26 protein-coding genes are annotated in these 23,994 nt (G+C 74.1%); 6 read left to right on the top strand and 20 right to left on the bottom strand.

Annotated elements, in window-relative coordinates:
• Positions 1 to 229: 229 nt before the first annotated feature.
• On the top strand, positions 230 to 415 hold the full coding sequence (locus O7598_RS05960) for a hypothetical protein (protein WP_269690363.1): 186 nt from the start codon (positions 230 to 232) through the stop codon (positions 413 to 415).
• A 78-nt stretch (positions 416 to 493) separates the two neighbouring features.
• On the opposite strand, the gene O7598_RS05955 is transcribed toward O7598_RS05960, so the two are convergent.
• From O7598_RS05955 to pepN, 6 genes are all read right to left on the bottom strand, one after another.
• Complete coding sequence (locus O7598_RS05955; protein ID WP_269690362.1) at positions 494 to 1,270, bottom strand: SDR family NAD(P)-dependent oxidoreductase; 777 nt, start codon at positions 1,268 to 1,270, stop codon at positions 494 to 496.
• Positions 1,267 to 2,118 carry a DegV family protein gene (locus tag O7598_RS05950; RefSeq protein WP_269690361.1) on the bottom strand — a complete coding sequence of 284 codons (852 nt, stop codon included), beginning with the start codon at positions 2,116 to 2,118 and terminating at the stop codon, positions 1,267 to 1,269. The genes O7598_RS05955 and O7598_RS05950 overlap by 4 nt, the downstream gene beginning before the upstream one ends.
• Positions 2,119 to 2,166: 48 nt before the next feature.
• Positions 2,167 to 2,796, bottom strand: a complete 630-nt coding sequence (locus O7598_RS05945; protein WP_269690360.1) for a histidine phosphatase family protein — start codon at positions 2,794 to 2,796, stop codon at positions 2,167 to 2,169.
• Entirely contained in the window at positions 2,793 to 3,164 is a 372-nt protein-coding gene (rsfS, locus tag O7598_RS05940) for a ribosome silencing factor (protein WP_091072476.1), read from the bottom strand. Before rsfS ends, O7598_RS05945 begins: the two co-directional genes overlap by 4 nt.
• 146 nt (positions 3,165 to 3,310) lie before the next feature.
• Positions 3,311 to 3,907, bottom strand: a complete 597-nt coding sequence (nadD, locus tag O7598_RS05935; RefSeq protein ID WP_091072367.1) for a nicotinate-nucleotide adenylyltransferase — start codon at positions 3,905 to 3,907, stop codon at positions 3,311 to 3,313.
• Positions 3,908 to 4,001: 94 nt separating this feature from the next.
• On the bottom strand, positions 4,002 to 6,518 hold the full coding sequence (pepN, locus tag O7598_RS05930; RefSeq protein ID WP_269690359.1) for an aminopeptidase N: 2,517 nt from the start codon (positions 6,516 to 6,518) through the stop codon (positions 4,002 to 4,004).
• 66 nt (positions 6,519 to 6,584) lie between these two features.
• Between pepN and O7598_RS05925 the strand changes: the two genes are divergently transcribed.
• Positions 6,585 to 6,803 carry a DUF397 domain-containing protein gene (locus O7598_RS05925; RefSeq protein ID WP_013287999.1) on the top strand — a complete coding sequence of 73 codons (219 nt, stop codon included), beginning with the start codon at positions 6,585 to 6,587 and terminating at the stop codon, positions 6,801 to 6,803.
• Between the two features lie 10 nt (positions 6,804 to 6,813).
• Here the strand turns inward: O7598_RS05925 and O7598_RS05920 are convergent, their stop codons facing one another.
• Positions 6,814 to 7,203 (bottom strand): hypothetical protein, encoded by a 390-nt coding sequence (locus O7598_RS05920; RefSeq protein ID WP_269690358.1) that lies wholly within the window; start codon positions 7,201 to 7,203, stop codon positions 6,814 to 6,816.
• Positions 7,204 to 7,449: 246 nt separating this feature from the next.
• Between O7598_RS05920 and O7598_RS05915 the strand changes: the two genes are divergently transcribed.
• Positions 7,450 to 8,697, top strand: coding sequence for a cytochrome P450 (locus O7598_RS05915; protein WP_269690357.1), 1,248 nt, complete (start codon positions 7,450 to 7,452; stop codon positions 8,695 to 8,697).
• Between the two features lie 24 nt (positions 8,698 to 8,721).
• On the opposite strand, the gene O7598_RS05910 is transcribed toward O7598_RS05915, so the two are convergent.
• A complete protein-coding gene (locus O7598_RS05910; protein WP_269690356.1) occupies positions 8,722 to 9,900 on the bottom strand; it encodes a zinc-dependent alcohol dehydrogenase in 1,179 nt (392 codons plus the stop codon).
• Positions 9,897 to 10,535: an SRPBCC family protein gene (locus O7598_RS05905; protein WP_269690355.1), complete on the bottom strand. Its 639-nt coding sequence runs from the start codon at positions 10,533 to 10,535 to the stop codon at positions 9,897 to 9,899. Before O7598_RS05905 ends, O7598_RS05910 begins: the two co-directional genes overlap by 4 nt.
• A gap of 129 nt (positions 10,536 to 10,664) precedes the next feature.
• Here O7598_RS05905 and O7598_RS05900 point away from each other — a divergent pair, with 129 nt between their 5' ends.
• Complete coding sequence (locus O7598_RS05900; protein ID WP_269690354.1) at positions 10,665 to 11,747, top strand: glycosyltransferase; 1,083 nt, start codon at positions 10,665 to 10,667, stop codon at positions 11,745 to 11,747.
• Between the two features lie 45 nt (positions 11,748 to 11,792).
• Here the strand turns inward: O7598_RS05900 and O7598_RS05895 are convergent, their stop codons facing one another.
• From O7598_RS05895 to O7598_RS05885, 3 genes are read right to left on the bottom strand one after another with little or no spacing between them, the layout of a single operon-like run.
• Positions 11,793 to 12,431 carry a DUF3618 domain-containing protein gene (locus O7598_RS05895; RefSeq protein WP_269690353.1) on the bottom strand — a complete coding sequence of 213 codons (639 nt, stop codon included), beginning with the start codon at positions 12,429 to 12,431 and terminating at the stop codon, positions 11,793 to 11,795.
• A complete protein-coding gene (locus tag O7598_RS05890) occupies positions 12,428 to 12,880 on the bottom strand; it encodes a phage holin family protein (protein WP_269690352.1) in 453 nt (150 codons plus the stop codon). Before O7598_RS05890 ends, O7598_RS05895 begins: the two co-directional genes overlap by 4 nt.
• Before the next feature lie 31 nt (positions 12,881 to 12,911).
• Positions 12,912 to 13,694 (bottom strand): hypothetical protein, encoded by a 783-nt coding sequence (locus tag O7598_RS05885; protein ID WP_269690351.1) that lies wholly within the window; start codon positions 13,692 to 13,694, stop codon positions 12,912 to 12,914.
• Between the two features lie 200 nt (positions 13,695 to 13,894).
• On the opposite strand from O7598_RS05885, the gene O7598_RS05880 reads away from it, so the two are divergent.
• Positions 13,895 to 14,365, top strand: coding sequence for a DUF4383 domain-containing protein (locus O7598_RS05880; RefSeq protein ID WP_269690350.1), 471 nt, complete (start codon positions 13,895 to 13,897; stop codon positions 14,363 to 14,365).
• Positions 14,366 to 14,449: 84 nt separating this feature from the next.
• Positions 14,450 to 14,848: a DUF6766 family protein gene (locus O7598_RS05875; protein ID WP_269690349.1), complete on the top strand. Its 399-nt coding sequence runs from the start codon at positions 14,450 to 14,452 to the stop codon at positions 14,846 to 14,848.
• Between the two features lie 4 nt (positions 14,849 to 14,852).
• Here the strand turns inward: O7598_RS05875 and O7598_RS05870 are convergent, their stop codons facing one another.
• The 8 genes from O7598_RS05870 to mycP all read right to left on the bottom strand — a co-directional run bounded on the left by O7598_RS05870 (position 14,853) and on the right by mycP (position 23,992).
• Positions 14,853 to 15,302 (bottom strand): GNAT family N-acetyltransferase, encoded by a 450-nt coding sequence (locus tag O7598_RS05870; protein ID WP_269690348.1) that lies wholly within the window; start codon positions 15,300 to 15,302, stop codon positions 14,853 to 14,855.
• 70 nt (positions 15,303 to 15,372) lie between these two features.
• A complete protein-coding gene (gene obgE, locus O7598_RS05865) occupies positions 15,373 to 16,842 on the bottom strand; it encodes a GTPase ObgE (protein WP_269690347.1) in 1,470 nt (489 codons plus the stop codon).
• A 90-nt stretch (positions 16,843 to 16,932) separates the two neighbouring features.
• The gene (rpmA, locus tag O7598_RS05860) at positions 16,933 to 17,187 is read right to left on the bottom strand and encodes a 50S ribosomal protein L27 (protein ID WP_074313740.1); all 255 of its coding nucleotides are present in this window, start codon (positions 17,185 to 17,187) and stop codon (positions 16,933 to 16,935) included.
• An 11-nt stretch (positions 17,188 to 17,198) separates the two neighbouring features.
• Positions 17,199 to 17,516: a 50S ribosomal protein L21 gene (rplU, locus tag O7598_RS05855; protein WP_091072401.1), complete on the bottom strand. Its 318-nt coding sequence runs from the start codon at positions 17,514 to 17,516 to the stop codon at positions 17,199 to 17,201.
• 188 nt (positions 17,517 to 17,704) lie between these two features.
• Positions 17,705 to 18,178 (bottom strand): hypothetical protein, encoded by a 474-nt coding sequence (locus tag O7598_RS05850; RefSeq protein ID WP_269690346.1) that lies wholly within the window; start codon positions 18,176 to 18,178, stop codon positions 17,705 to 17,707.
• A gap of 118 nt (positions 18,179 to 18,296) precedes the next feature.
• The gene (locus O7598_RS05845) at positions 18,297 to 21,476 is read right to left on the bottom strand and encodes an Rne/Rng family ribonuclease (RefSeq protein WP_269690345.1); all 3,180 of its coding nucleotides are present in this window, start codon (positions 21,474 to 21,476) and stop codon (positions 18,297 to 18,299) included.
• A 131-nt stretch (positions 21,477 to 21,607) separates the two neighbouring features.
• Entirely contained in the window at positions 21,608 to 22,327 is a 720-nt protein-coding gene (locus O7598_RS05840; RefSeq protein WP_269694763.1) for a TIGR03936 family radical SAM-associated protein, read from the bottom strand.
• Positions 22,328 to 22,552: 225 nt separating this feature from the next.
• Positions 22,553 to 23,992, bottom strand: coding sequence for a type VII secretion-associated serine protease mycosin (mycP, locus tag O7598_RS05835; protein WP_269690344.1), 1,440 nt, complete (start codon positions 23,990 to 23,992; stop codon positions 22,553 to 22,555).
• Positions 23,993 to 23,994: the final 2 nt, after the last annotated feature.

Below are 23,994 nucleotides of genomic sequence, written 5' to 3'. Positions count from 1 at the left end.
GGACGCTAGCGGCGACGGCGGTCCGAAGGCTGACCCGCGGGCCATCGCCTGTGGACAACCGGCGCTTGTGGACAACCACCCGATCAAGCTGCCGATGTGCTAGCCGACGGGCGTCGACGGCGCGCCGGGTCCGACCAGGAGCTGACGCCTCGGGAGGCTAGGAACTTGATGTCGAGGATGACTCGGAGAGCGACTCACCCACGTCATCTGGCCGTGCCCGTCGGCGCGAATGAGGCTGCGCGCCGCGTACGACGACGATCCGGTCGGGTTGGCGGTGCACATGGCCGGCTGCCTGTTCGACGCGACCGGCGACCTGCACCGGCTCGGCCCGTCCGGCATGCCCCGACCCGACGCCCTGTTCATCCGCTTCGTCGGCTGGACCCGCCGTGGGCCTGGATCGAGGGCCACGAACTGAGTCCACGCGGCACCGCGGTGGCGAGACGCGAGCTGTTCGTGATGCCGGCGGGCGTGCGCCGGTTGTCCCGCGCGCCGGTCAGCGCGCCTCCGGGTCCAGCCCGAGCGCGGCCCGGCCCCCGTCGACCGGCAGCGTCACCCCGTTGACGAACGAGGCCGCCGCCGACAGCAGGAACGCGACCACGTCGGCCACCTCCCCGGTCTGCCCCATCCGGCCCACCGGGTGCAGCCGGGCCAGCTCCGCTTCGACGTGCTCCACGCCGGCCGGGTCCAGCCCGGCGAGGTAGGCGGCGTGCCGCTCGGTGTGGATCGAGCCGAGCGCGACCGCGTTGGTGCGGATCCCGCGCGGACCGTAGTCCACCGCCAGCGCCCGGGTCAGCCCCTCCACGGCGGCCTTCGCGGTCGCGTACGGCAGGGCGCCCGGGACCGCCCGGCGGGCCTGGTGGGAGGAGACGTTGACGATCACGCCGCCGGTGCCGGCGGCCAGGAACCGGCGTACGGCGGTGCCGGCGCCGACCACGGCGGGGCGCAGGTTGACCGCGATCAGGTCGAACACCTCGGCAGCGGACTCGCGGTGCAGGGCGGCGTCGCGGAAGACGGCGGCGTTGTTCACCCAGCCGGCCAGCGGACCGTGCGCCTCGGCGCGGTCGGCGGCCCGGGCGGTGACCGTCTCGTCGGCGGCGTCCCCGGTGACGGCGTGCAGCCGGTCGGCCGCGGGGTGCCCGGCCAGCCAGTCCGTCGCGCTCTCGTCGCGTTCGACGACCACCACCGTCCCGCCGTCGGCGGCCAGCCGCTCGACGATCGCCCGCCCGACCCCTCGCCCGCCGCCGGTGACGACGTACGACCGCGCGCTCACCGGCGGCGGTGGACGACCACGCAGGCCAGTCCGGGGCCGGCGTGCGCGGCGACCACCGCGCCGGCCTCGGTGACGTACGTGTCGTGCAGCCGGTCGCCCAGCCGCTCGGTCAGCGCGGCCAGCAACGCCTCGGCGCGTTGCGGGGCGGCGAGGTGGTGCACCGCGAGGTCGACGTCGGCGTCGCCGGCCGCCTCGACGGCCAGGTCGACCAGGCGTGCCACGCCCCGGCTGGCGGTGCGGACCTTGTCCTTGACCACGATCGCGCCGTCCGGCATGTGCATGATCGGCTTGACCGAGAGGGCGGTGCCGAGCAACGCCTCGGCCGCGTTGATCCGGCCGCCCCGGCGCAGGAACTCCAGCGTGTCGACGTAGAAGAAGACGGTGGTCCGCCCGACCGCGTCCAGCGCCGCCGCGCGTACCCCGGTCAGGTCGGCGCCTTCGGCGGCGGCCGCGGCGGCGGCGAGCGCCGGGAAGCCGAGGCCCATTCCGGTGGCGCGGCTGTCCACCACCGTGACCCGGTCGTCGCCGACCTCGGCGGCGGCCAGCCGGGCCGCCTCGACGGTGCCGGACAACTCGGCCGAGAGGTGCACCGAGACCACGCCGTCGGCGCCCTCGGCGAGCAGCGCGCGGTAGACCTGCGCGAACTGCTCCGGCGCGGGCCGGGACGTGCTCACCGAGACGCGGCGGGCGCTCAACGCGCGGGTGGCGTCCACCGGGAAGGTCTCGATGCCCTCCAGCCCTTCGGCGCCGTTGAGCACGACGGTCAGCGGTACGACGGTGAGCCGGTGCGCGCGGACCAGCTCGGGGGGCAGGTAGGCGGTGGAGTCGGTGACGACCGCTACGGGCATGACCGGCACGCTAGCCGATGTCGCGGCGCCGCGCCGGGGCCGAGGGGCTCAGACCGCGTCGGTGAGCGCCGGCTGGGTGATCAGCCCGACATTGTGCGCCCGCAGGTGCCAACCCCGGACGTCGTCGTGGCGCAGCTCGGTCCAGTGGCAGTTGGCCAGCGAACCGACGCTGCGCAGCACGGCATGGTCCCAGCCGAGCAGGTGACCGACCCCCTGTCGGGCGCCGCCGCCGTGGGTGGTGACCACCACGGTGCCGCCGGTGGCCAGGTCGGCCGCGTCCCGGAACGCGGCGCCGAGCCGTTTGCCGAGGTCGTCCAGGTTCTCGATGCCGGCGCCGGGGTCAGGGTCGCCGGCCCGCCAGCGGGCGAAGTCGTCGGGGAAGCGCTCGGCGACCTCGGTGAGGGCCAGGCCCTGCCACCGGCCGAAGTGCCGCTCGCGCAGCCGGGCGTCGGTGCGGACCGGCAGCCCGGTGACCGCCGCCAGGGCGGCGGCGGTGTCGGCGGCCCGGCGCAGGTCGCTGGCGACGATGGCGTCGGGGCGCAGCGCGGCCAGCACCGGCGCGGCGGCGCGGGCCTGCTCCCGGCCGAGGTCGTTGAGCGGCACGTCGGTCTGGCCCTGGACCCGGCTCTCGGCGTTCCAGTCGGTGTTGCCGTGCCGCCAGATGATCAGGCGGGTCATTCGGCGGTGGCGGTGCCGGCGGCCGAGTCGGCCAGGTCGCGATCCACGAACGGGATCTGCGGGCAGTCCTTCCAGAGCCGGTCGAGCGCGTAGAACTCGCGCTCCTCGGTGTGCTGCACGTGCACCACGATGTCGACGTAGTCGAGCAGCACCCAACGGCCGCCCCGCTCGCCCTCGCGGCGGATCGGCTTGGCCTTCTCCGGCAGCTCCAGCAGGCGCTCCTCGATGGCGTCGACGATGGCGTGCACCTGACGCTCGTTCGGCGCCGAAGCCACCAGGAACGCGTCGGTGATGGCGAGCTGGTCACCGACGTCGATGACGACGATGTCCTCCGCCTTCTTGTCGGCCGCGGCCTGGGCGGCGGCCATCGCCAGCTCGTACGCGCGCTCGGGAATGGTGGTCACCGTTCTCCTTCGATCATCCGTGCGACCCTCCAAGCCTCTCACACCCGCCGGGGTGGCGACTTGTCAGTTCTGGCCGGTTTCCGGGACGAACGGGGACGTAACGGTCGGGATCACCGCTGGTAGAGCCGCCGTTTGGCGATGTACTGCACCACACCGTCCGGCACCAGATACCAGACCGGCTCGCCCCGACCCACCCGGGCGCGACAGTCGGTCGAGGAGATGGCCATCGCGGGCACCTGCACCAGGCTGACCGAGTCGGCCGGGAGATGCTGGTCGGACAGCTCGAAGCCGGGCCGGGTCACCCCGATGAAGTGGGCCAGTTCGAGCACCTCGTCCAGATCCTTCCAGGAGAGGATCCGCTCCAGCGCGTCCGCCCCGGTGATGAAGAACAGCTGCGCCTTCGGGCCGTACTCGGCATGCAGGTCGCGCAGCGTGTCGACGGTGTAGGTGGGACCACCGCGGTCGATGTCGACGCGGCTCACCTGGAAGCGCGGGTTGGAGGCGGTCGCGATCACCGTCATGAGATAGCGGTCCTCGGCCGGGCTGACCGGTTCGTCCGCCTTCTGCCACGGCTGACCGGTGGGCACGAAGACCACCTCGTCCAGGCCGAACCGGTCGGCCACCTCGCTCGCCGCCACCAGGTGACCGTGGTGGATCGGGTCGAACGTGCCGCCCATGATGCCGATCCGCCGGATGTCGTCCTCCACCCCGCGATCGTAGGCCGCGGACCGGGACCACCGCCGGGCCGGTCACGGTCGGGCCGCGCCGGGCGGACACGATGCCGCCCGGCGCGCTCGACGGTCAGGCCGCCGCGGCGGCCACCGCCGTCCGGGCCACCAGCGCCCGACGCATGTCGTCGTCCAGGTCGGCGACCCAGCGGCGCAGGCCGGGCGTGAGGTCGTCGCGGGCCAGCAGCGTCGCGGCCAGTTCCCGGGTGGGCTGCGCCACCGCGAAGCGCGGATAGGCCCCGACGGTGACCGAGTCGGCCACCCAGGCGGTACGCAGGCGCGCCGCCTCCGGCATGTCGCTGAAGAAGCGCTCGACGTAGCCGGCGGTCAGCTCGGCCTGCTCGGGCTGCCAGAAGTTCTCCGCGGTCGCCTCCACCAGCCGGTTGGACAGCTTGGTGTCGCGGGTGATGATCTCCCAGGCGGCCTGCTTGGCGGCCGGGTCGGGCAGCGCGGCCCGGCAGGCGGCGGCCTGCTCGGCACCGGTGGCGCTGCGGTCGGCCGCCGCCTCGGCGTCGATCTCCGGTGTGCCGGCCGCGCCGAGCACCACGAGCCGGCGGAGCACCGCCCAGCGCAGGTCGGCGTCCATGGCGAGCCCTTGCGGCACCTCCGCACCGGCCAGCCAGCCGACGAGCAGCCCGGTGTCGGTGGTCGCGGCGATCAGCCCGCGCGCGGCGGCGAGCTGCAACGACCCGCCCGGCGGCGCGCCGGGCAGCAGCGCCGCGCAGGCGCCCGCCACCCGCAACAGCGCGGCGTCGCGGGCGAGCGGGTCGAGGTAGCGATCGAGGAGTCGCCGGCTCAGCAGCAGCACCTCCTCGACGATGGTCGCCTCGGTCTCGGCCGGCAGCGCCTCGGCGATCAGCCCGGCCAGCCCGGCGGCCGGCCGTTCCCCGTCGGTGACCGCGTCCAGCGCCTCGCCCCAGAGCAGCACCCGGGCCAGCGGGTCGTCGAGGTCGGGGAGCAGCACCGGCACCGCGTCGACGGAGGCCGGGTCGAGCCGGATCTTGGCGAACGTCAGGTCACCGGCGTTCGGCAGCAGCAGGCCGGTGGCGGGCCGGCCGACCAGCTCCGGCAACGGGGTGCGGCCGCCGTCGGCGTCCGGATCGAGGTCGACCTCGAAACGGCGCACCGGGCCGTCGGCGGTGTGGTGGGCCACCCCGATGCGGTGCGGCCGCAGCACCGGATGGCTCGCCGGCGCGGTCTGCACCACCGCGACCTCGGTCCACCGCCCGTCGGCGTCCACCGCGGTATCCGTCCGCAGCGTGTTGACCTGCGGTCGGCGCAGCCACCGCTCGGCCCAGCCGGTCACGTCACGGCCGCCGGCCGAGGTGAGGCTGTCGAGCAGGTCGGCGAGGGTGGCATTGCCGAACCGGTGCTTCGCGAAGTGCGCGTTCAGGCCGGCGAGGAACGCGTCGTCGCCGAGCCAGGCGACGAGCTGGCGCAGCACGCTCGCGCCCTTGGCGTAGGAGATGCCGTCGAAGTTGAGCAGCCCGGCCGCGGCGTCCACGACCTCCTCCGGCGCCACCGGGTGGGTGGACGGACGCTGGTCGGCGGTGTAGCCCCAGGCCTTGCGACGGCTGGCGAACGTGGTCCACGCCTGGTCGAACCGGGTCGCCTCGGCGGTGACGCGGGTGCCCAGGTATTCCGCGAACGACTCGTTCAGCCACAGGTCGTCCCACCACCGCATGGTGACCAGGTCGCCGAACCACATGTGCGCCATCTCGTGCGCGATGGTGGTGGCCCGCAACTCACGCTGGCTGTCGGTGACCGCGGAGCGGAAGACATAGTCGTCGCGCAACGTCACCAGGCCCGGGTTCTCCATCGCGCCGGCGTTGAACTCGGGCACGAACGCCTGGTCGTACTTGCCGAACGGGTAGCGCTCGGCGAAGAGCTGGTGGAACCGGTCGAGGCACTGGCGGGTGATCGTGAAGATCTCGTCCGCGTCGGCGTCGAGGTGCGCGGCGAGCGACCGCCGGCAGTAGAGGCCGAGCGGGATGCCGTCGTGCTCGGACCGCAGCACGTGCCAGGGCCCGGCGACCAGCGAGACGAAGTAGGTGGCCAGCGGCGCGGTGGGGGCGAACTCCCAGCGCCCGGGCGCCGGCCGGTCGGCGAGCTGCCCGTTGGCCGCCACCGTCCACTCCGGCGGCGCGGTGACCGCCAGCGTCACCGGGGCCTTCAGGTCGGGCTGGTCGAACGCGGCGAAGATGCGCGGGCCGTCGTCCAGGAAGGACAGCGCGTAGAGGTAGGTCTCGCCGTCGGCCGGGTCAACGAAGCGGTGCAGCCCTTCGCCGGTGTGGGAGTAGCCCATCTCGGCCTCGACCGTCAGCGTGTTGGTCGCGGCCAGCCCGGTGAGCGGCAGTCGGCCGTCGACCAGCAGCGCCGGATCGAGGTCACGGCCGTCGAGACGGGCCCGCAGGAGTCGGCGGGGCTTGACGTCGACGAAGGTCTCGGCGCCGGGGGTGGCCCGGAACCGGATGGTGGTGGTGGAGCGGAACCGCTCGGCGTCGCCGGTCAGGTCGAGGTCCACCTGGTAGGACTCGACGGTGATCGACGCGCCACGCGCGGTTGCCTCTGCACGGGTCAGGCTCGGCATCCGCTTATCCTGCCCGATGAGGTCCGTACGGGCCTTCCCGTGACACGTGGCGATGGAGGAATGACGATGGGTCAGCACCCCAAGGGCGATTTCGACCTTTCTCGGGCGGTATGGCAGCGAGCGGAGGGCGACACGTCGGAGGGCGCGGTCGAGGTGGCCTTCGTCGACGACCTGATCGGAATGCGCAACTCGGCCGAGCCGGACGGCCCCGTGCTGGTCTTCACCCAGGCCGAGTGGGACGCCTTCGTCGCGGGCGCCCAGGACGGCGAGTTCGACCTGGACTGACCCCGCCGGGTCAGTCACCGTCGCCCCAGCCGAGCCCGCCCGGACCGGGTGCGTGGTGGAAGCCGGGATGGCCGGCCACGTCGGCACAGTGCTCGCCGTCGGGCCCGACCGCGCCGCAGAACAGCCGCTCGGCGCGGTGCCAGGCGTCGGCCGGCGACAGCGCCGCCGCGCCGAGCGCCAGCTCCGGGCGGAGCAGGCCGAGCGCCTCGGCGTACGCGACGGCCAGCTCGCGCGCGACGGCGGCGTCGGCGGCCGCGAAGCCGAGGTGCACGGTGAAGAACCGCGGAGGGCGGGCCCCGGCACGCCGGGGCCCGCCGATCAGCGGTTCCTCCCGGCCACCGCCCCGCAGCCGCGCCACCGCGTCGCGGTGCCGCCCCCGTGCCGCCCGGTCGTCGCGCATCCGTGCCCTCCCCCGTCCGGTGACCCCGCCGGACCTCGCGCCGGCAGGGCCGGACCGGCCGTCGCCGATCCGTGTGTCGAGCCAACCAGCTTTTCCGCGCCCTGGGAGGGGCCAGGGCAGGTCGGCCCGCCCGGCACCGCCCCTACCCGGGTTGAGCTGCGGATATGGAGGATTCGGTCGCGTCGCCCCGGGTAGGTAGCGGGCAACGTCGTGCACGGCGGCCGACAGGCGTCAGGAGCAGCCGAGATGAGCACCATGCCGAGCGACCGGAGCCCGGACAGCACCCTGGCGTTCCTCCGCGAGGGCTACCGCTTCGTGAGCGCGCGCTGCGACCGGCTCGGCAGCGACGTCGTGCAGACCCGGCTGCTGCTGGAGCCGACCATCTGCCTGCGCGGGCGGGACGCCGCCGAGCTGTTCTACGACGAGGAGCGGTTCGTCCGGCGCGGCGCCGCGCCGAAGCGCGGGCAGCGCACGCTGACCGGCGTCGGCGGCGTCCAGGGCCTCGACGGACCGGCGCACCGCGCCCGCAAGGCGATGTTCATGTCGCTCATGACGCCGGCCGCGGTCCGGCGCCTCGGGCAGCTCTTCGACGACGAGTGGCGCGCCCGGATCCCGACCTGGGCCGAGGACGGCCCGGTGGTGCTCTACGACGAGGTGGGCCGGATCCTGACCCGGGCGGTCTGGGCCTGGGCCGGCGTGCCGCTGGCCGAGGCCGACGTACGCCGTCGCACCGCCGAGATGCACGCCATGATCGAGGGACCGGCCGTGCTGGGCCCGAAGCACTGGCGCGGCCTGCTCGCCCGCCGCCGGGCCGAGCGCTGGGCCGGCGAGCTGGTCGACCGGGTGCGCGCCGGCACACTGCCCGCGCCCGAGGACAGCGCGCTGCGGGTGATCGCCGAGCACCGGGACGAGCGGGGCGCGCCGCTGCCCCGCCGGATCGCCGCGGTGGGGCTGCTCAACGTGCTGCGCCCCACGGTCGCGGTGGACCGGTACGTGGTCTTCGCCGCGCTGGCGCTGCACGACCACCCGCACTGGCGCGACCGGGTCCGCGGCGACGACGCCGCGACCGAGCAGTTCGTGCAGGAGGTACGCCGCTACTACCCGTTCTTCCCGTTCGCCGCGGCCCGGGTCCGCCGCTCCTTCGAGTGGCGGGGGTACGCGTTCCCGCAGGGCCGTCGCGTGCTGCTCGACCTGTACGGAACGAACCACCACCCGGCGCTCTGGCCGGAACCTGAGCGGTTCCGCCCGGAACGCTTCGCCGCCTGGCGGGACGACCCGTTCAGCTTCATCCCGCAGGGCGGCGGCGACCACGACACGGGTCACCGCTGCGCCGGCGAGTGGATCACGATCGAGTTGATGAAGCGCGCGGTGGGCGCGCTGACCGGGGCGATGAGCTACCGCGTCCCGCCCCAGGACCTCGCGCTCGACCTCGGCCGGATGCCGGCGCTGCCGCCCAGCGGGATGATCGTCGACGGAGTGCGGCCGGTCACCTGAGGCGGCCCACCGCACCCGTCCCGGTCACACCGCCTGCGGGTGCAGCACCGTCCGCAGGCAGCCGTCCTCCTTCTTCTCGAAGATCTCGTAGCCGCGGGCCCCCTCCTCCAGCGACATCGGGTGGGTGGCCAGGTAGCCGGGGTCGATCTCACCGGCCGCGACCCGGTCCAGCAGCATCGGGATGTAGCGCTGGGCGTGCATCTGCCCCATCCGCAGCACCAGCGCCTTGTTCATGGCCGCGCCGAGCGGGAACTTGTCCACCAGCCCGCCGTACACCCCGACGATGCTGACCGTGCCGCCCTTGCGACACGCCATGATCGCCTGCCGGACCGAGGTCGGCCGGTCGCTCTGCAGCCGGACCGTCTGCTTGGCCTTGTCGTACGCGTAGGTCGGCCCGACGTCGTGCGACTCCATGCCGACGGCCTCGATGCAGGCGTCCGGCCCGCGCCCGGCGGTCAGCTCGCGCAACGCCTCCAGCACGTCGGTCTCCGCGTAGTTGATCGTCTCCACGCCGAGGCGCCGGGACGCGGTGTCGAGCCGCTCCGGGAGCCGGTCGATGACCACGACCCGCTCGGCGCCGAGGATCTGCGCGGACCGGGCGGCCATCTGGCCGACGCCGCCGGCGCCCCAGACCGCAACCACCTCGCCGCCCTTCAGGCCGCAGAAGTCGGCCGCCATCCACCCGGTCGGCATGGCGTCGGAGGCGAACACCACCGAGTCGTCCGGCACGCCGTCCGGCACCGGGAACGCGCCGACGTCGCCGAACGGCACCCGGATGTACTCGGCGTGGCTGCCGGAGTAGCCGCCGGCGGCGTGCGAGTAGCCGAGGATGCCGGCCGGCGAGTGGCCCCACAGCTTCTCGGTGAAGACCGGCTGCGGGTTGGAGTTGTCGCAGAGCGAGTACTGCTCGGTGCGGCAGTACCAGCAGCTCCCGCAGGCCACCACCGAGCCGACCACGACCCGGTCGCCGACGGAGATCCGCCGGACGTCCGGGCCGGTCTCGACCACCTCGCCCATGAACTCGTGGCCGAGCACGTCCCCCTCCCGCATCGCCGGCAGGTAGCCGTTGATCAGGTGCAGGTCGGAGCCGCAGACGCTGCTCGCCCGGACCTTGACGATGATGTCGCCGGCCGACCGGATGGCCGGCTCCGGCACGTCGCGCACGGCGAGTTTGCCGACGCCTTCCCAGCACAGCGCCCTCACGGCCGGCCTCCCACGATCAGCTTCTCGCGTACCTTGTCGGTGGCCCGTTCCTGGCGCGGGCTGCGTCCCGACGGGTCGTGCCGGGTGTCCAGCACCTGGCCGGTCTCGATCAGCGACTTGATCCGGCGCAACGCGGTGCGCAGCGCCAGGTCCGGGTCGTCGCCGCCGGCCAGGCCGGCCGCCCGGCGCAGCGGGCCGGAGCGCCAGCGCAGCTCGGCGCGGATCTCGGTGCCGCGGTCCTGCGGCGCGGCGACCAGCTCGACCCGTCCCCGCTGCGCCACCGGTCCGTCGGTGACCCGCCAGCTCAGCCGGCCCGGCCCCTCGACGGTGATCTCGGCCCGCCACTGCGCGCCACCGCCGGCCGGGTCGGCCGCCACGCAACGCCACCGGTTGTCGTCGAGCTGCTCCAGGGTGGCCCACTCGGCCAGCCCTCGGTCGAGCCGTTCCCGGTCGGTCCAGAAGCCGACCACCGCGTCGACCGGCCGGTCGACGGTGATCCCGCGGCGCACCACGTACCAGCCGTCCTCGCGGTCGGGTTGGTGCCGGTGCCGGCGGCGGGCCACCGTGCGGGTGATCCCGAGCGCGGTCGCCGCGGCGGCGCCGGCCAGCGCCCACCTCGTTCCGTTGCTGCTCATCACGTCTCCTCCAGCCCGGACGATCGGACCGTCCGTGGTTGGCTGCGCTACCCGGCGCGAGGGGCCCGAAACGGTTTCAGGGGTCGCATTCCGGGCAAGTCGCGGAACCTCGACCCGACCGGAGGCGCCGTGACCCGCACGACCGTGCCACCCCGACCGCACCCCGACCGGACCGCCACCGCGTCCGCGCCGGTCCGGCTCCCGATGGCGTACGTCCTGCCGCTGCGCGCCACCGACGGTCACGACCTCGACGAGCTGACCGGGTATCTGCGCGAGCTGTGCCGGTGGGTCGACGTGGTGGTGGTCGACGGATCCCCGCCGGAGCGGTACGCCCGGCACGCGGCCGCGTGGCGCGGGCTGGTCCGGCACGTCCCGCCGGATCCGGCGGTGCGCGGGCGCAACGGCAAGGCGCTCGGGGTGCTCACCGGCGTGGCGCTGGCCCGGCACGAGCACGTGGTGATCGCCGACGACGACGTCCGGTACGACCCGTCGGCGCTGCGCGCCGTGCACGCCCTGCTCGACCGGGTGGACCTGGTCCGGCCGCAGAACCACTTCGACCCGCTGCCCTGGCACGCCTGGTGGGACACCGGCCGGACGCTGCTCGCCCGGGTGTTCGGCGGGGACTGGCCGGGCACGCTGGCGGTACGTCGGAGCACGTTCCTGGCCATGGGCGGCTACGACCCGGACGTGCTCTTCGAGAACCTGGAGCTGCACCGGACCGTCCGCGCGTACGGCGGCAGCACGGCGACCCCGGCCTGGCTGTACGTGCGGCGGCTCCCGCCCGACGCCGGGCACTTCCTCGGGCAGCGGGTCCGCCAGGCGTACGACGAGACGGCCCGGCCGGCGTGGCTGCTGGGCGCGCTGGCGGTGCTGCCGGCCACGGCGGCCGCGCTCGCCGCGCGCCGTCCGGGACTGCTGCTGCGGGCCGGGCTGGTCACGGTCGCGGTGGCGGAGTTGGGCCGGCGTCGGGCCGGTGGGGCCCGGGTCTTTCCGGCGCACACCACGCTCGCCGCCCCGGTGTGGCTGCTGGAGCGCGGGGCGTGCGCCTGGCTCGCGGTGGGCCGGCGGCTGCGCGGCGGGGTGCCCTACGCGGGCAGCCGGCTGCGGGTGGCGGCGCACTCCACCCGCGCGTTGCGCAGGCGGCTCGCGCGGCAGCCCGCCGACGAGACGGCCGGCTGGGTGCGGACGTGCGAAGGCGGGGGCCCTTCCTGACGCCTGGGCGTCAGGAAGGGCCCCCGCCCGACCGGGGAGCGTCGGTCAGGACCGTGCCTGGTACGCGCTCTCCCGGACGTCCTGCGCGGCGCTGCGGCTGTCGTCCTTGACCGCGTGCGCGGCGTCCTGCGCGGTCGAGCGCACCGAGTCGGCGGCGTGCTGGGCCGGCTCGCGCAGCTCGTCCTTCAGCTCGCCGGCGACCTCACCGAGCTTGGACTTGACCACGTCGCTGTGCTCGGTGGCCTTCTCCTTGACCTGCGCGGCGAGTTCCTGCTCGCGCCGGGTGGCCGGGATCAGCGAGGAGACCAGCATGCCGACGCCGAAGGCGATCACGCCGGCGGCGATCGGGTTGCCCTGCGACTTCTGCCGCACCACCTGCGGCGCCCGCTGGGCGGCGTCGCCCACGGTGGAGGCGGCGGAGTGTGCCTTGTCGGTCACTGTGGAAGCGGCCGAGGAGGCGTGGTCACCCACCGAGTGGGCGGCGTGGCCGGTGCTGTGGCCGAGGTCGGAAGCGGTTCCCATCACCTTGTCCTTCACGTTCGTCAGCGCGCTGCGGACGCGCTGCTTGCGGTCGTCGACGATGCGGCCCGGGCTGACCTTGTACGCCAGGGCGTCCACGTCCGAGCTGAGGTTGTTGCGGGTGGCTTCGATCTCCCGGCGGATCTGGTCGGGATCGGTGCTCATCGGGTGACTCCCTCCGGGTGCGGCTTGAGTGCGTCGGGGATGCGCTGCACGCTGTCGTTGGTCTGCTTCAGACCGCGGATCTGCTCGGCGTTCTTCTTCGCCTTCGAGTAGAGGACGGCGGCGATCGCGGCCCACACCACCGCCACGATCAGCGCGGCCAGGCCGGAGTCCATGACGTTGTCGAGGAACTGCCACACCGCGATGGAGACGAAGAGCGCCACCATGTAGCCGCCGAAGCCGGCGCCGCCGTAGAGGCCGGCCGCCTTGCCCGCCTTCTTGCCCTCCTGGCGGATCTCCGCCTTGGCCAGCTCGACCTCCTGGCGCATCAGCGTGGAGAGGTCGCCGGTGACCTGGCTCATCAGCTCACCGATCGAGCTGGCCCGCACCTCGTCGGCCCGGTGCGGGGCGCCCGCGCCCGGGTAGCCCGGGTCCTGCGTCGGCACGGTCATGCCGTGGTCTCCCTTCTGCCGGTCGGGCGGCTCACGGACGCGGAGCGCCGGTCGACGGGACGCCCGGCAGCGGGTCGGTCTGGGTGGGCGGGGGCAGCGGCTGGCCGGTGCCGCCCGCCGGGTCGGCCCAGGTGTTCGGCGCGCCGCCACCCGGGTAGGCCGCGCCCGGCGCGGAGTAGCCCGGGTCCGGCTCGGCGTAGCTGCCCGGCGTCGGGTCGAGGTAGCCACCCGGCGGGGTCTGGGCGGGCACCACCGGCGCGGTCGGGATGACGGCGGTCCGGTCCGGGTCGTAGGACTGCCCGGTGCCACCGTCGTTGCCCACGGCGGCGATGTTCCGGGTGAGCCGACCGGCGACCACGCCCAGCAGGGCGGCGCCGACCAGGAACGTGCCCGGGTTACGACGGGCGTAGCCCTTGACCTCGTTGAGCAGGTCACCCGGCTCGCGCTGCTCCAGCCAGCCGGCCACGCCGTGCACCCGCTCGGCGGCCTGGTGGGCCAGCTCGGTGACCGGGCCGGAGCCGCCACCCTGCTGCGCCATCGACCGCATCTCGTCGGCCAGCGACCGCAGGCCGCTGGCGGCCCGCTGCTGCTGCTGACCGGCCTGGCCGGCGACCTGGTTGCGGGCCTCGCCGTAGAGGTTGCGGGCCTGCCGCTTGGCCTCGCCCACCACCTCCTGGCCCTGCTCCTTGGCGGTCTGCGCCACGGCGCCGCCCGCGCTTGCGGCGTCGGAGCCGACCTGGCGGGCCTGGTCGCGTACGCCGCCGCCGTTCGTCGACTCGTACGTGGCGGACGTGGAGGAAAGATCCTGAGTCATGGTGTCCCTTCCGCTCGTGCGTTCCAGCGGTTTGCGTTACGGGGGGGGTCACGCGAGTGCTTTCCGCGTGACAACTGCCCTACCCCCGGTTGCCGGGTCCATGCCTGATTCGTCAATTCTCTGCGGAACCGGCCCGGCCCGGTCACAGAATGAGGTGCCGTCCGCCCGGGCGGCGAGCAGCTCCGACGGGGGGGACCGTGATGGCACACGAACACGCGCCGGCCCGGTCGGCCGTGCAGAAGGTCGCCCTCGCGGCGGCGGCCCTCTTCGTGCTGATCGGCGTGCTCGGCTTCGTCCCCGGCGTCACGGCGCACTACGGCCAGATGACGTTCGCCGGGCACCACTCCGGGGCGAAGCTGCTCGGCCTGTTCCAGGTGTCGGTGCTGCACAACCTGGTGCATCTGCTCTTCGGCCTGGTCGGGCTGGTGGCGGCCCGCCGGTTGGCGGGGGCGCGGGCGTTCCTGGCCGTGGGCGGCGCGCTCTACCTGGTCCTCTGGCTCTACGGCTTCGCCATCGACAGCCGCGAGACCGCGGCCAACTTCGTGCCGGTGAACCACGCCGACAACTGGCTGCACCTGGCCCTCGGCTTCGGCATGCTCGCCACCGGCCTGCTGCTGAGCAACGAGGCGGGCACCGGCAGCCGGCTGGACACCCCCATCGACCGCCCCTGACCAGGGACGACACGCCGGCCGGCGTTTGCCCGGCGCAGGGCACGGGCAGGAGTGCGGGCAGCCCGGGAACGAGGAGGTCCCACGATGCCGCGGTGGTTGAGCTGGTGGGCCTACCTGGGCACCGGGCAAGAACATGCCGGCCCGCGCGCCCCCTGGCCGGTACGCGCCGGCGGCCTGCCCCTGGTGGTCTACCGGAACAGCCTCTCCGTGGCACTGCTGATGATCTTCGCCGGGTCGTTCCTGGGCCACCTCCTCGGCGGCGTGCACGCCTACAACCAGGAGCAGGCGTTGGAGAGCGGCGCCGCCCCGATCACCGCCTGGCAGTTCCTCGGCACCAGCGACTTCTGGTTCCAGTCCATGCAGAACTGGCAGAGCGAGTTCCTGGCGGTGGGCGTGCTGATCCTGCTCAGCATCGTGCTGCGCCAGCACGCCAGCCCCGAGTCGAAGCCGGTGACCGCGCCGCACGCCCAGACGAGCGCCTGACGCGTCAGGCCGCGACCGGCAGCCGCTTGGCGAAGCAGACGCTGTACGGGTTGTCGACGTACTCGCCGTAGACCGGGACGGGTTGGTAGCCGGCGGACCGGTAGAGCCCGATCGCGGCCGGCAGGTAGGTGCCGGTCTCCAGGCACACCGTCCGGTACCCGTGCCGGAAGGCCAACTCCTCCAGCGCGACCAGCAACTGCCGGGCGACGCCCCGCCCGCGGAACGCCGGCCGGACGTACATCCGCTTCAGCTCGCCGGTGTCCGCGTCGAGCGCCTGGAGGCCGCCGCAGCCGACCGCCCGGCCGCCGACCACGGCCGCCAGGTAGTGGACGTCGTCGTGCACGACCGTCACCTGACCGTCCAGACCGCCGTCGGCGGCCCGCAGCTCACGCTGCTGGGCGACGACGAGCGTGGCGATCTCCGGGTCGGTGGCGGGCCGGGACTCGATCAGCATCCGGCCACGCTAGGTCGCCCGGATTTCGCGAAGGTTTCCGGCCATCGTCCCCCACACGGACGGAGCCGAACTAATCGTCGTCCGGGTCGTCCAGGTCGTCCGCCGAGGTCTCCGGCGCGCCCTCGACCTCGTCCTCCGGGCGACGCCGGCGGGCCTTGCGGGCCTCCAACCGGTCGGCGGCCCGGGGACGCGTCGACTTGTCCTCCAGCCGCAGGTCGGTGCCCCGGTTGCCGGGGACGAAGTCGACGCCCGCGTAGAGCGTGGGCTGCCAGTCGAACTCCCGCTCGCCGATCCGCACCAGGTCGCCGGCCTGCGCGCCGGCCTTCGCCAGCTTCTCCTCGACGCCGAGGCGGGCCAGCCGGTCGGCCAGGTAGCCCACCGCCTCGTCGTTGTCGAAGTTGGTCTGCTTCACCCAGCGTTCCGGTCGGCTGCCACGCACCGTGTAGGAGCCGTCCTCCTCGGCCTCGATGGTGAAGCCGGCGTCGTCGACCGCCTTCGGGCGGATCACGATCCGGGTCGGCTCGGCCGGCGGGGCCGCGCGACGGCTCTCGTCGACCAGCTGGGCCATCGCGAACGTCAGCTCGCGCAGACCCTCCCGGGTGGCGCTGGAGACGTCGAAGACGCGGAAGCCGCGGGCCTCCAGGTCGGGGCGGACGATGTCGGCCAGGTCCTTCCCGTCCGGCACGTCGACCTTGTTGAGCGCGACCAGCCGGGGCCGGTCGGCCAGCCCGCCGTACTGGGTCAGCTCCGACTCGATGGCGTCGATGTCGGCCAGCGGGTCACGGCCCGGCTCCAACGTCGCGGTGTCGACCACGTGCACCAGCACGGCGCAGCGCTCGACGTGGCGGAGGAACTCCAGGCCCAGGCCCTTGCCGGTGGCCGCGCCCGGGATCAGGCCCGGCACGTCGGCGACGGTGAAGGTGTGGTTGTCCACCCGGACCACGCCGAGGTTCGGCACCAGCGTGGTGAACGGGTAGTCGGCGATCTTCGGCTTGGCCGCGGAGATCACCGAGATCAGCGAGGACTTGCCGGCAGACGGGAAGCCGACCAGACCGACGTCGGCGACGCTCTTCAGCTCCAGCACCACGTCGAGCTTGTCGCCCGGCTCGCCCAGCTCGGCGAAGCCCGGCGCCTTGCGGCGGGCGTTGGCCAGCGAGGCGTTGCCCCGCCCGCCCCGGCCGCCCCGGGCCGCCTCGAACGTGGTGCCCACGCCGACCAGGTCGGCCAGCACCTCGCCGTCGAGGCTCTGCACGACGGTGCCGTTCGGCACCTTGATCACCAGGTCGCGGCCGTTGGCGCCGTCCCGGTTCGAGCCGGCCCCGCCCTTGCCGTTGTCGGCCTTCAGGTGCGGCCGGAAGTGGAAGTCGAGCAGCGTGGTGACCTGTGCGTCGACCACCAGCGACACGCTGCCGCCGTGGCCGCCGTTCCCGCCGTCCGGGCCACCGAAGGGCTTGAACTTCTCCCGGTGGATGGAGGCACAGCCGTGCCCGCCGTCGCCGGCCTGCATGTGCAGGACGACCCGGTCAACGAACGTCGTCACGACGCCAATCCTTCCAGCGGGGTACCGCCCCGCGCGTGGAAAGGCGAAGCGGGCCGGGACCCGAGGTCCGCGGCCCGCTTCGCCTTCGAACTACTGCTGCGGAACGATGCTGACGGTCTTGCGGCCGCGCTTGGTGCCGAACAGCACCGCACCGGCGGACAGCGCGAACAGCGTGTCGTCGCCGCCACGGCCGACCAGGTCACCGGGGTGGAACTTGGTGCCACGCTGACGGATGAGGATCTCACCCGCGCTGACGACCTGACCACCGAAGCGCTTCACGCCAAGTCGCTGGGCCGCGGAGTCACGGCCGTTACGCGAGCTGGACGCACCCTTTTTGTGAGCCATTGGAGGACGACCTACTTCCCGCTGTTGGAGATGCCGGTCACCTTGATCTGGGTCAGCGGCTGACGGTGACCCTGACGCTTGTGGTAGCCGGTCTTGTTCTTGAACTTGTGGATCCGGATCTTCGGGCCCTTGGTGTGCGCGGCGATCTCACCGGACACCGCGACCTTCGCGAGCTTCGCCGCGTCGGTCACCAGGTCGTCACCGTCGACGAGGAGCACCGCGGTGAGCTTCACCGCGTCACCGGGGGCACCGGTGAGCTTCTCGACCTCGATCACGTCGCCCTCGGCGACCTTGTACTGCTTGCCGCCGGTCTTGACGATCGCGTACATCGGAGGCGGACTCCCTGTCGTTGAGGCTGCTGACGTCTTTTCCCACCGTCACCGGCGGGTCGTTCCCACGGCGTCTCGCCGGGAGCCGTGACACCGGCGGCGCGGGCACGCGGGAACTAGGCACACCAAAGTGCGCCGCAGGCAAGCGTACGCCATAGGAGGCCCGCCACCCAAACCGGGCCCGCCGGTCAGGCCGGACAGAGCTGGTCGAGGCGCTGCTGGAGCCGGTCGAACTCCGTCTCGTCGATCGCCCGCACGTCGGTGCCGAGCCCGGCGACCTCGGTGGCCAGGTCCGCCAGGAGCGTCCGCAGCCCCGGATCCGTGGCCTTCCGAGACTGCTCCCGCAGCACGTCCCGCCAGCCCGCCAGGGCGGCCTCCGCGTCCCGCTGGGCGGCCTTCTCCGCGCTCCGGTCCCCGGTCGCACCGGACCGCAGCATCTCCGCCAGCTTCGCCACGTACGTCTGCACGGCCGCCGAACCGGACTGCTTCGCCCGGGCGCAGACCCCGGCGTCGCCGGTGGCGGTCGGGGCGGGGATGGGCGACGTGGCGGCCGGGGCAGGTGAGGCGAAGCCCACCGAGAACGGATCGTCGCCCCGGTCGGCGCAGCCCGACCCGGCCAGCAGCAGTCCGGCCAGCGCGGTGACCGCGAACACCCGACGCATGTCTCCTCCCTCCGGGACGTGCCGCCCCGACCGGGGGTAGACGGGAAACGACAGGGCCCCTGCTCGGCACTCTGTTGCCGGAGCAGGGGCCCTGTCAAACGCCACGCAGGTCAGCGGCTCACGGCCGGGTACGCCGCCGGGCGCCGCCACGCCGGGACCGCCGCCGCGGGGTGCCACCGTCGCCGCCCTCGTCGTCGGTCTCGCCGTCACCGATCGCGTCCGGGTCGTCCGAGGCCGCCAGCCGGGCCGAGTCGCCCTCCTGGCTGTCCGCGACCGCCGGGGCGGCCGGCGTGTCGGCGGCGAACCGGGACAGGTCGTAGCCCTGGGTGTCGTAGTAGTCGTCGTCGGGGGTTTCGACCACCTCGGCGACGGTCCGCTCCGGCTCGGCCGCGGCCGGCGGCTCCGGCGCGGTCTCCGCGGCGGGCTTCTCCGCGGCGGCCTTGCGACCCCGTCGGCGGCCCTTCTCCTCGGTCGGCGCGACCGCCGAGGCGACCGCCTTGACCTTCTCCCCCGCGCCGCCGCCGCGCGGCTTCTCCGGCACCGGCTCGGTGTGGATGACGACGCCTCGGCCCTTGCAGCACTCACAGGTCTCGCTGAACGCCTCCAGCAGGCCCGCGCCGATCCGCTTGCGGGTCATCTGCACCAGGCCGAGCGAGGTGATCTCGGTGACCTGGTGCTTGGTGCGGTCCCGCCCCAGGCACTCGGTGAGCCGGCGCAGCACCAGCTCCCGGTTCGACTCCAGCACCATGTCGATGAAGTCGATCACCACGATGCCACCGAGGTCGCGCAGCCGGAGCTGGCGCACGATCTCCTCGGCCGCCTCCAGGTTGTTCCGGGTGACCGTCTCCTCCAGGTTGCCGCCGGAGCCGGTGTACTTGCCGGTGTTGACGTCGACGACGGTCATCGCCTCGGTCCGGTCGATCACCAGCGAGCCACCGGAGGGGAGGAAGACCTTCCGGTCCAGCCCCTTGAGGATCTGCTCGTCGATCCGGTGCTCGGCGAACACGTCGGCGACACCCGCATGACGGCGCAGCCGCGCGACCAGGTCCGGCGAGACGTGCGACAGATACGACTCGACCACGTCGTACGCGGACTCGCCCTCGATGACCAGCTCGCGGAAGTCCTCGTTGAAGAGATCCCGGACCACCCGGATGACCAGGTCCGGCTCCTCGTAGAGCAGCACCGGGGCGCCACCGGAGGCCGCCTTGTCCTGGATGTCCTCCCACTGCGCCTGGAGCCGCTTGACGTCGCGGGCCAGCTCGTCCTCGCTGGCGCCCTCGGCCGCGGTCCGGACGATCACGCCGGCGCCGTCCGGCACCAGCTTCTTGAGGATGTCCCGCAGCCGCTTGCGCTCGTTGTCCGGCAGCTTGCGGCTGATCCCGGAGGCGTTGCCGTTGGGCACGTAGACCAGGTGCCGGCCGGAGAGCGCGACGTGGCTGGTCAGCCGCGCGCCCTTGTGCCCGATCGGGTCCTTGGTGACCTGCACCAGCACCGGGTCGCCGGAGCGCAACGCCTGCTCGATCGAGCGGGCTCGCCCCTCCAGCCCGGTGGCGTCCCAGTTGACCTCGCCGGCGTAGAGCACGGCGTTGCGGCCGCGCCCGATGTCGACGAAGGCCGCCTCCATGCTGGGCAGGACGTTCTGCACCTTGCCCAGGTAGACGTTGCCGGCCATGGTGCCGGACGAGTTGCGGGTCACGTAGTGCTCGACCAGCACGCCGTCCTCGAGCACCGCGATCTGGGTGCGGTCGCCGCGCTGGCGGACCACCATCGTCCGGTCGACCGCCTCGCGGCGGGCCAGGAACTCCGACTCGCTCAGGATCGGCGGCCGGGTACGCCGCTGCTCCCGGCCGTCCCGGCGGCGCTGCCGCTTGGCCTCCAGCCGGGTCGAGCCGGAGACGCCCTGCACCTCGTCGACGGCCTTGCGCGGCTCACGGATCTTGACGACGGTGGGCACGCCGTCCTCGGTGGCGGTCTCCGCCTCCCCCGCGCCCCGGCGGCGACGGCGGCGGCGACGACGGGTCATCCCCTCGCCCTCGGTGTCCTCGTCCTCGGCGGTCTCCTCGGCCTCGGCGTCGGACGCCTCCGCCGTACCGGACTCGTCGTCCTCTGCCTCGTCGGCGCCACCCTTGCCGCGGCCGCGGCCGCGGCGACCGCGACGACGACGCCGCCGGCCCTCGGCCGTGTCGTCGTCGTCCTCCTCGGCCTCGGCGGTCTCCTCGGCCTCGGCGGTCGGCTCCTCCTCGACGGCCTCGGCCTCCACCTCGGCCGGCTCGGGCTCACGGCGGGCGCGGCGACGGCGCCGGCCGGTCTCGACCGGCTCCTCCACCGCCTCCTCGGCGACCGGGTAGGTGACCCGGACGTCCGGGACCTCCTCGGGCTGCGGGGGCATGAACAGGACGGTCGGCGCGGAGAGCGCGGCCCGGCGTCGGCGGCCGGTGGTCGGCCGTTCCTCGGCCGCCGCCGGCTCGTCCGCGACGCCCGGCACCGCGGCGCCCGGGGACACCGCGCCGGAGTCGTCGGCCAGCCCACCGGCCCGGGCCAGGTCGACATCGTCGGTACGACGTGGCGCGGCGTCCTCGCCTGCGGAGGTACGGCGACGGGTGCGCCGCGCCGGCGCGGCGACCTCGGCCGGGGTGGGCTCGTCGACGGCGTCCTCGCCCACCGCGTCGGGGTTCTCGTCCTCGTCCTCGTCGAGCGGAGCGCGACCCTCGGCGATCTCGCCGGTGCCTCCGGGCACCGAGACCGGCCCGTCGACCACGGCGTCGGCGCGCGGCGCGGCGGACGGCTCCACCGCCGGGCCGTCGACCACGGCGCCAGCGCTCGACGCCACCGCCGGCCCGGCCGCCTCGGCGGGGGCCTCGGTCGGCGACTCGGCGACCGGGATCGCCTCGGCCGGCGGGGTGGCCTTGCGGCGGCGGGTCCGGGTCACCTTGACCGGCGGCACCACCTCGTCCGAGGTGGCCTCCACCCCGGCGGCGGTCACCGGCTCCTCGACCGCCTTCGCCGGGGTCGCCTTACGCCGCCGTCGGGTGGTCTTGGGCGCGGCGTCCAACTCCCCCGCGACCGGCGCGAACACCTCGGCCTGCGGCGACTCGGCGCTGCCGGTGGCCGCGGCGGGCGCCTCGACCGGGGCGTCGGTCTGCTCCGGCTGGTTGAGCGGAGCCGCCTTACGGCGGCTGGCCCGCTTGCGGGCCGGAGGCTTCACCTCGGCGGCGCCGGCGGTGCTGTCGGTGGTGGCGGTCGCGTCGGCCGGCTCCGCGCCGGTCCGTTCGCCGCCCTCGGGCTCGTTCTCGAGCATGGACGTTCTCCAGTTCTGGCTGCCCCGGGCGCGGTTGAGCGCTGCCACGCAGGGTTGCCGCAAAGGTGTTTCCGCCGGGCGCGCGGGAGCGCGACCGCCGAAGTCTGCCTGCCAGAGCGCTGACCGTCCGGTCAGTGCTCTCCGATGGCTGCCCCGTCGCGATCCGCGTCCAACGGATCGACGATCTCGCCCTGCGCGGTCAGCGTGCCCTGCGCCAGCCGGATCACCTTGGGGGTGACCGGCGGCTCCAGGTCGGCCACCACGCGGAGGCCGGAAAGGACGTCATCGGGTCGCACGGACGGGGTGACCTGCCGCACGACCAGTTCGAGTATCGCACACGGTACGGCCGCCGCTCGGGAAGGCGTCTCAGCCGACTCCGGCGCATCGATGGCCATCACGGCACTCCGGGTGTCGAAGGTGCGCCGGCCCTGCTTGGTCATCCGCTCGACCTGGATCTCCTCGGCGGCGGTGAAGGCCGCCACGGCGGCCCGGAGCACATCCGGGTCGACCTCGGGCAGCTCGATGCGCCAGTGCGACGCCTCGATGCGGTCGGCCAGGCTGCCGCCGGTGGCCACGACCGCGTCGAGCACGTCGAGCCCGGGCGAGAGCGCGGCGTCCAGGGCCGCCCGGAGCTGCTCCGGGTCGACCGGCTCACGCAGGCCGATCTCGAGGTATTCCGCCTCGCTGGCCACACCGGTCGGCGCCGCCGACGCGTACGAGATCTTGGGGTGCGGGGTGAAACCCTGGGAGAAGGCGATCGGTACGCCGGCCCGGCGCAGCGCGCGCTCGAAGGCCCGGGCGAAGTCCCGGTGCGAGGTGAACCGCAGCGGTCCACGCTTGGCGTACCGGATGCGGACCCGCTGGACGACGGGCGCCTGGCCACCCTCGGGTTGAGGCTTTCTGGCGATCGTGAGCTCCTCGGCTGTGCCTGCGTGTCCGCCCCATCCTGGCGCAGCCCCGGGCACCCGTCGCGACCGGGGGGCGGCCGGACCCGGCCGGACGACGCCGGTGGTCACGAGGTCGGCGGCGGAGTCGATCTTCGTGCCGACCGCCGATCCCGTGACCGATGCGAGCCGTCAGGGGCGGTTGTCGCCCGGCGGGGTGCGGGGTCCCGGAGGCGGCGCGTAGGGGCTCCGGCCCGGTGCGGGCTGCTGCCCCTGGCCGGGAGGCGGGTAGCCGCCCGGCCCGGACGGAGGATACGCACCGGACTGGGGATACGACCCGGACTGGGGATACGGGCCGGACTGGGGATACGGGCCGGGCGGGGCGTGGCCGGCCGGGACCGGGGGGCCGTGGCCGCCGTCCGCCCGGTCGAGCACGTCGTCCGGAAGCTGCGCCACCCGAGCCAGCTCACGCCGGTGCCGGCGCCGGTTCCAGATCAGGAACACCACCAGTGCCACCAGCACCACCAGCGCCACCGCGATGCCGATGCCGATCACCATGACCTGCTGGTCGGTCGGGCCGCCCCGGTCGCCGTACTTGGTCACGTCGAAGTTGTCGTCCTCGGCGGCGGCCGGCGGCGGCGACGACGCGCCGGGCGAGGCCGGGGCGAGCAGCGGGTTCGCCGACACCGACGGCACGTCGGCGGTGAGCGCCGCCACCGGATCGATCCGGCCGAAGCCGAACCGCGGGTCACGACCGGGCGCGCCGGCGTCCCGGGCGGTACGGATGATCCGATTGATCACGTCGGGCGCGGAGAGCTTCGGGTATTTCGAGCGGATCAACGCCGCCACGCCGGAGACGATGGCGCTGGAGTCGGAGGTGCCGTCACCCCAGCCGTAGCCGTGGTCGGGGCCGGCGTTGTAGATGCCGTCCGCCGGCGCGGCGACCACCGCCTCCGGCCCCTGGGCGGAGCCGGACCAGAAGCCCCCGCCACGGGTGGTGCCGGTCACCGCGATCACGCCCGGAATCCTGGCCGGCGAGGCGATGTCCACGTCGCCCGCCTTGAGGTTGCCGGCCGAGGCGACCACCACGACGTCGCGCTCCAGCGCGTACCGGATCGCCTCCTCCTCGTCCGGATTCGGCGCGCCGGCATGGCCGAAGGAGAGGTTGAGCACCTTCGCGCCGCCGTCCACGGCCATCCGGATGCCCAGGGCGGACGCCCCGTCGGGCACGGTTCCGGGCCCCCGCTCCTGCTTGATCGGCAGGATCCGGGCGTCCGGGGCGATGCCGTCCACGCCGTCGCCGACGTTCGCCGCCGCGATGATGCCGGCCATGTGGGTGCCGTGGCCGTCCTGGTCCTCCCGGCCGTCACCGCGAGCGCCGTAGCTACGGTCGCCGGGCAGCACCCGACCGCGCAACACGGGATGTGTCGCGTCGACGCCGGTGTCCACCACGCCGACCAACACGCCGCGACCGGTGGAGATCTGATGTGCCCGGTCTATGCGCAGCTCGTCCAGATACCACTGCTCGGCGCGGCGCGGCGCGGCGGTCGCCGGCTGCGCGGCCCCCAGCAGCATCAGCCCGGCCGTCAGCCCCGCCGCCACCGGCCGTAGCACGCCGACGTACTTCCTCATCC

Source organism: Micromonospora sp. WMMC241, assembly GCF_027460165.1.
Classification (GTDB): Bacteria; Actinomycetota; Actinomycetes; order Mycobacteriales; family Micromonosporaceae; genus Micromonospora; species Micromonospora humi.
Note: the sequence above shows the minus strand (reverse complement) of the source record. Positions and strands in the feature narration are given on the sequence as shown.

Bases quoted from the DNA above. Each gene is read 5' to 3' on its own strand.
- O7598_RS05895 (WP_269690353.1), bottom strand. From the start codon at position 12,431: ATGAGCACCGATCCCGACCAGATCCGCCGGGAGATCGAAGCCACCCGC.
- O7598_RS05905 (WP_269690355.1), bottom strand. From the start codon at position 10,535: ATGAGCAGCAACGGAACGAGGTGGGCGCTGGCCGGCGCCGCCGCGGCG.
- O7598_RS05945 (WP_269690360.1), bottom strand. From the start codon at position 2,796: ATGACCCGCCTGATCATCTGGCGGCACGGCAACACCGACTGGAACGCC.
- O7598_RS05870 (WP_269690348.1), bottom strand. From the start codon at position 15,302: ATGCTGATCGAGTCCCGGCCCGCCACCGACCCGGAGATCGCCACGCTC.
- O7598_RS05880 (WP_269690350.1), top strand. From the start codon at position 13,895: ATGGCACACGAACACGCGCCGGCCCGGTCGGCCGTGCAGAAGGTCGCC.
- O7598_RS05885 (WP_269690351.1), bottom strand. From the start codon at position 13,694: ATGACTCAGGATCTTTCCTCCACGTCCGCCACGTACGAGTCGACGAAC.
- O7598_RS05875 (WP_269690349.1), top strand. From the start codon at position 14,450: ATGCCGCGGTGGTTGAGCTGGTGGGCCTACCTGGGCACCGGGCAAGAA.
- pepN (WP_269690359.1), bottom strand. From the start codon at position 6,518: ATGCCGAGCCTGACCCGTGCAGAGGCAACCGCGCGTGGCGCGTCGATC.
- O7598_RS05950 (WP_269690361.1), bottom strand. From the start codon at position 2,118: ATGCCCGTAGCGGTCGTCACCGACTCCACCGCCTACCTGCCCCCCGAG.
- O7598_RS05890 (WP_269690352.1), bottom strand. From the start codon at position 12,880: ATGACCGTGCCGACGCAGGACCCGGGCTACCCGGGCGCGGGCGCCCCG.
- O7598_RS05850 (WP_269690346.1), bottom strand. From the start codon at position 18,178: ATGCGTCGGGTGTTCGCGGTCACCGCGCTGGCCGGACTGCTGCTGGCC.
- O7598_RS05920 (WP_269690358.1), bottom strand. From the start codon at position 7,203: ATGCGCGACGACCGGGCGGCACGGGGGCGGCACCGCGACGCGGTGGCG.
- O7598_RS05925 (WP_013287999.1), top strand. From the start codon at position 6,585: ATGGGTCAGCACCCCAAGGGCGATTTCGACCTTTCTCGGGCGGTATGG.
- rpmA (WP_074313740.1), bottom strand. From the start codon at position 17,187: ATGGCTCACAAAAAGGGTGCGTCCAGCTCGCGTAACGGCCGTGACTCC.
- mycP (WP_269690344.1), bottom strand. From the start codon at position 23,992: ATGAGGAAGTACGTCGGCGTGCTACGGCCGGTGGCGGCGGGGCTGACG.
- O7598_RS05845 (WP_269690345.1), bottom strand. From the start codon at position 21,476: ATGCTCGAGAACGAGCCCGAGGGCGGCGAACGGACCGGCGCGGAGCCG.
- rplU (WP_091072401.1), bottom strand. From the start codon at position 17,516: ATGTACGCGATCGTCAAGACCGGCGGCAAGCAGTACAAGGTCGCCGAG.
- O7598_RS05960 (WP_269690363.1), top strand. From the start codon at position 230: ATGAGGCTGCGCGCCGCGTACGACGACGATCCGGTCGGGTTGGCGGTG.
- rsfS (WP_091072476.1), bottom strand. From the start codon at position 3,164: ATGGCCGCCGCCCAGGCCGCGGCCGACAAGAAGGCGGAGGACATCGTC.
- O7598_RS05915 (WP_269690357.1), top strand. From the start codon at position 7,450: ATGAGCACCATGCCGAGCGACCGGAGCCCGGACAGCACCCTGGCGTTC.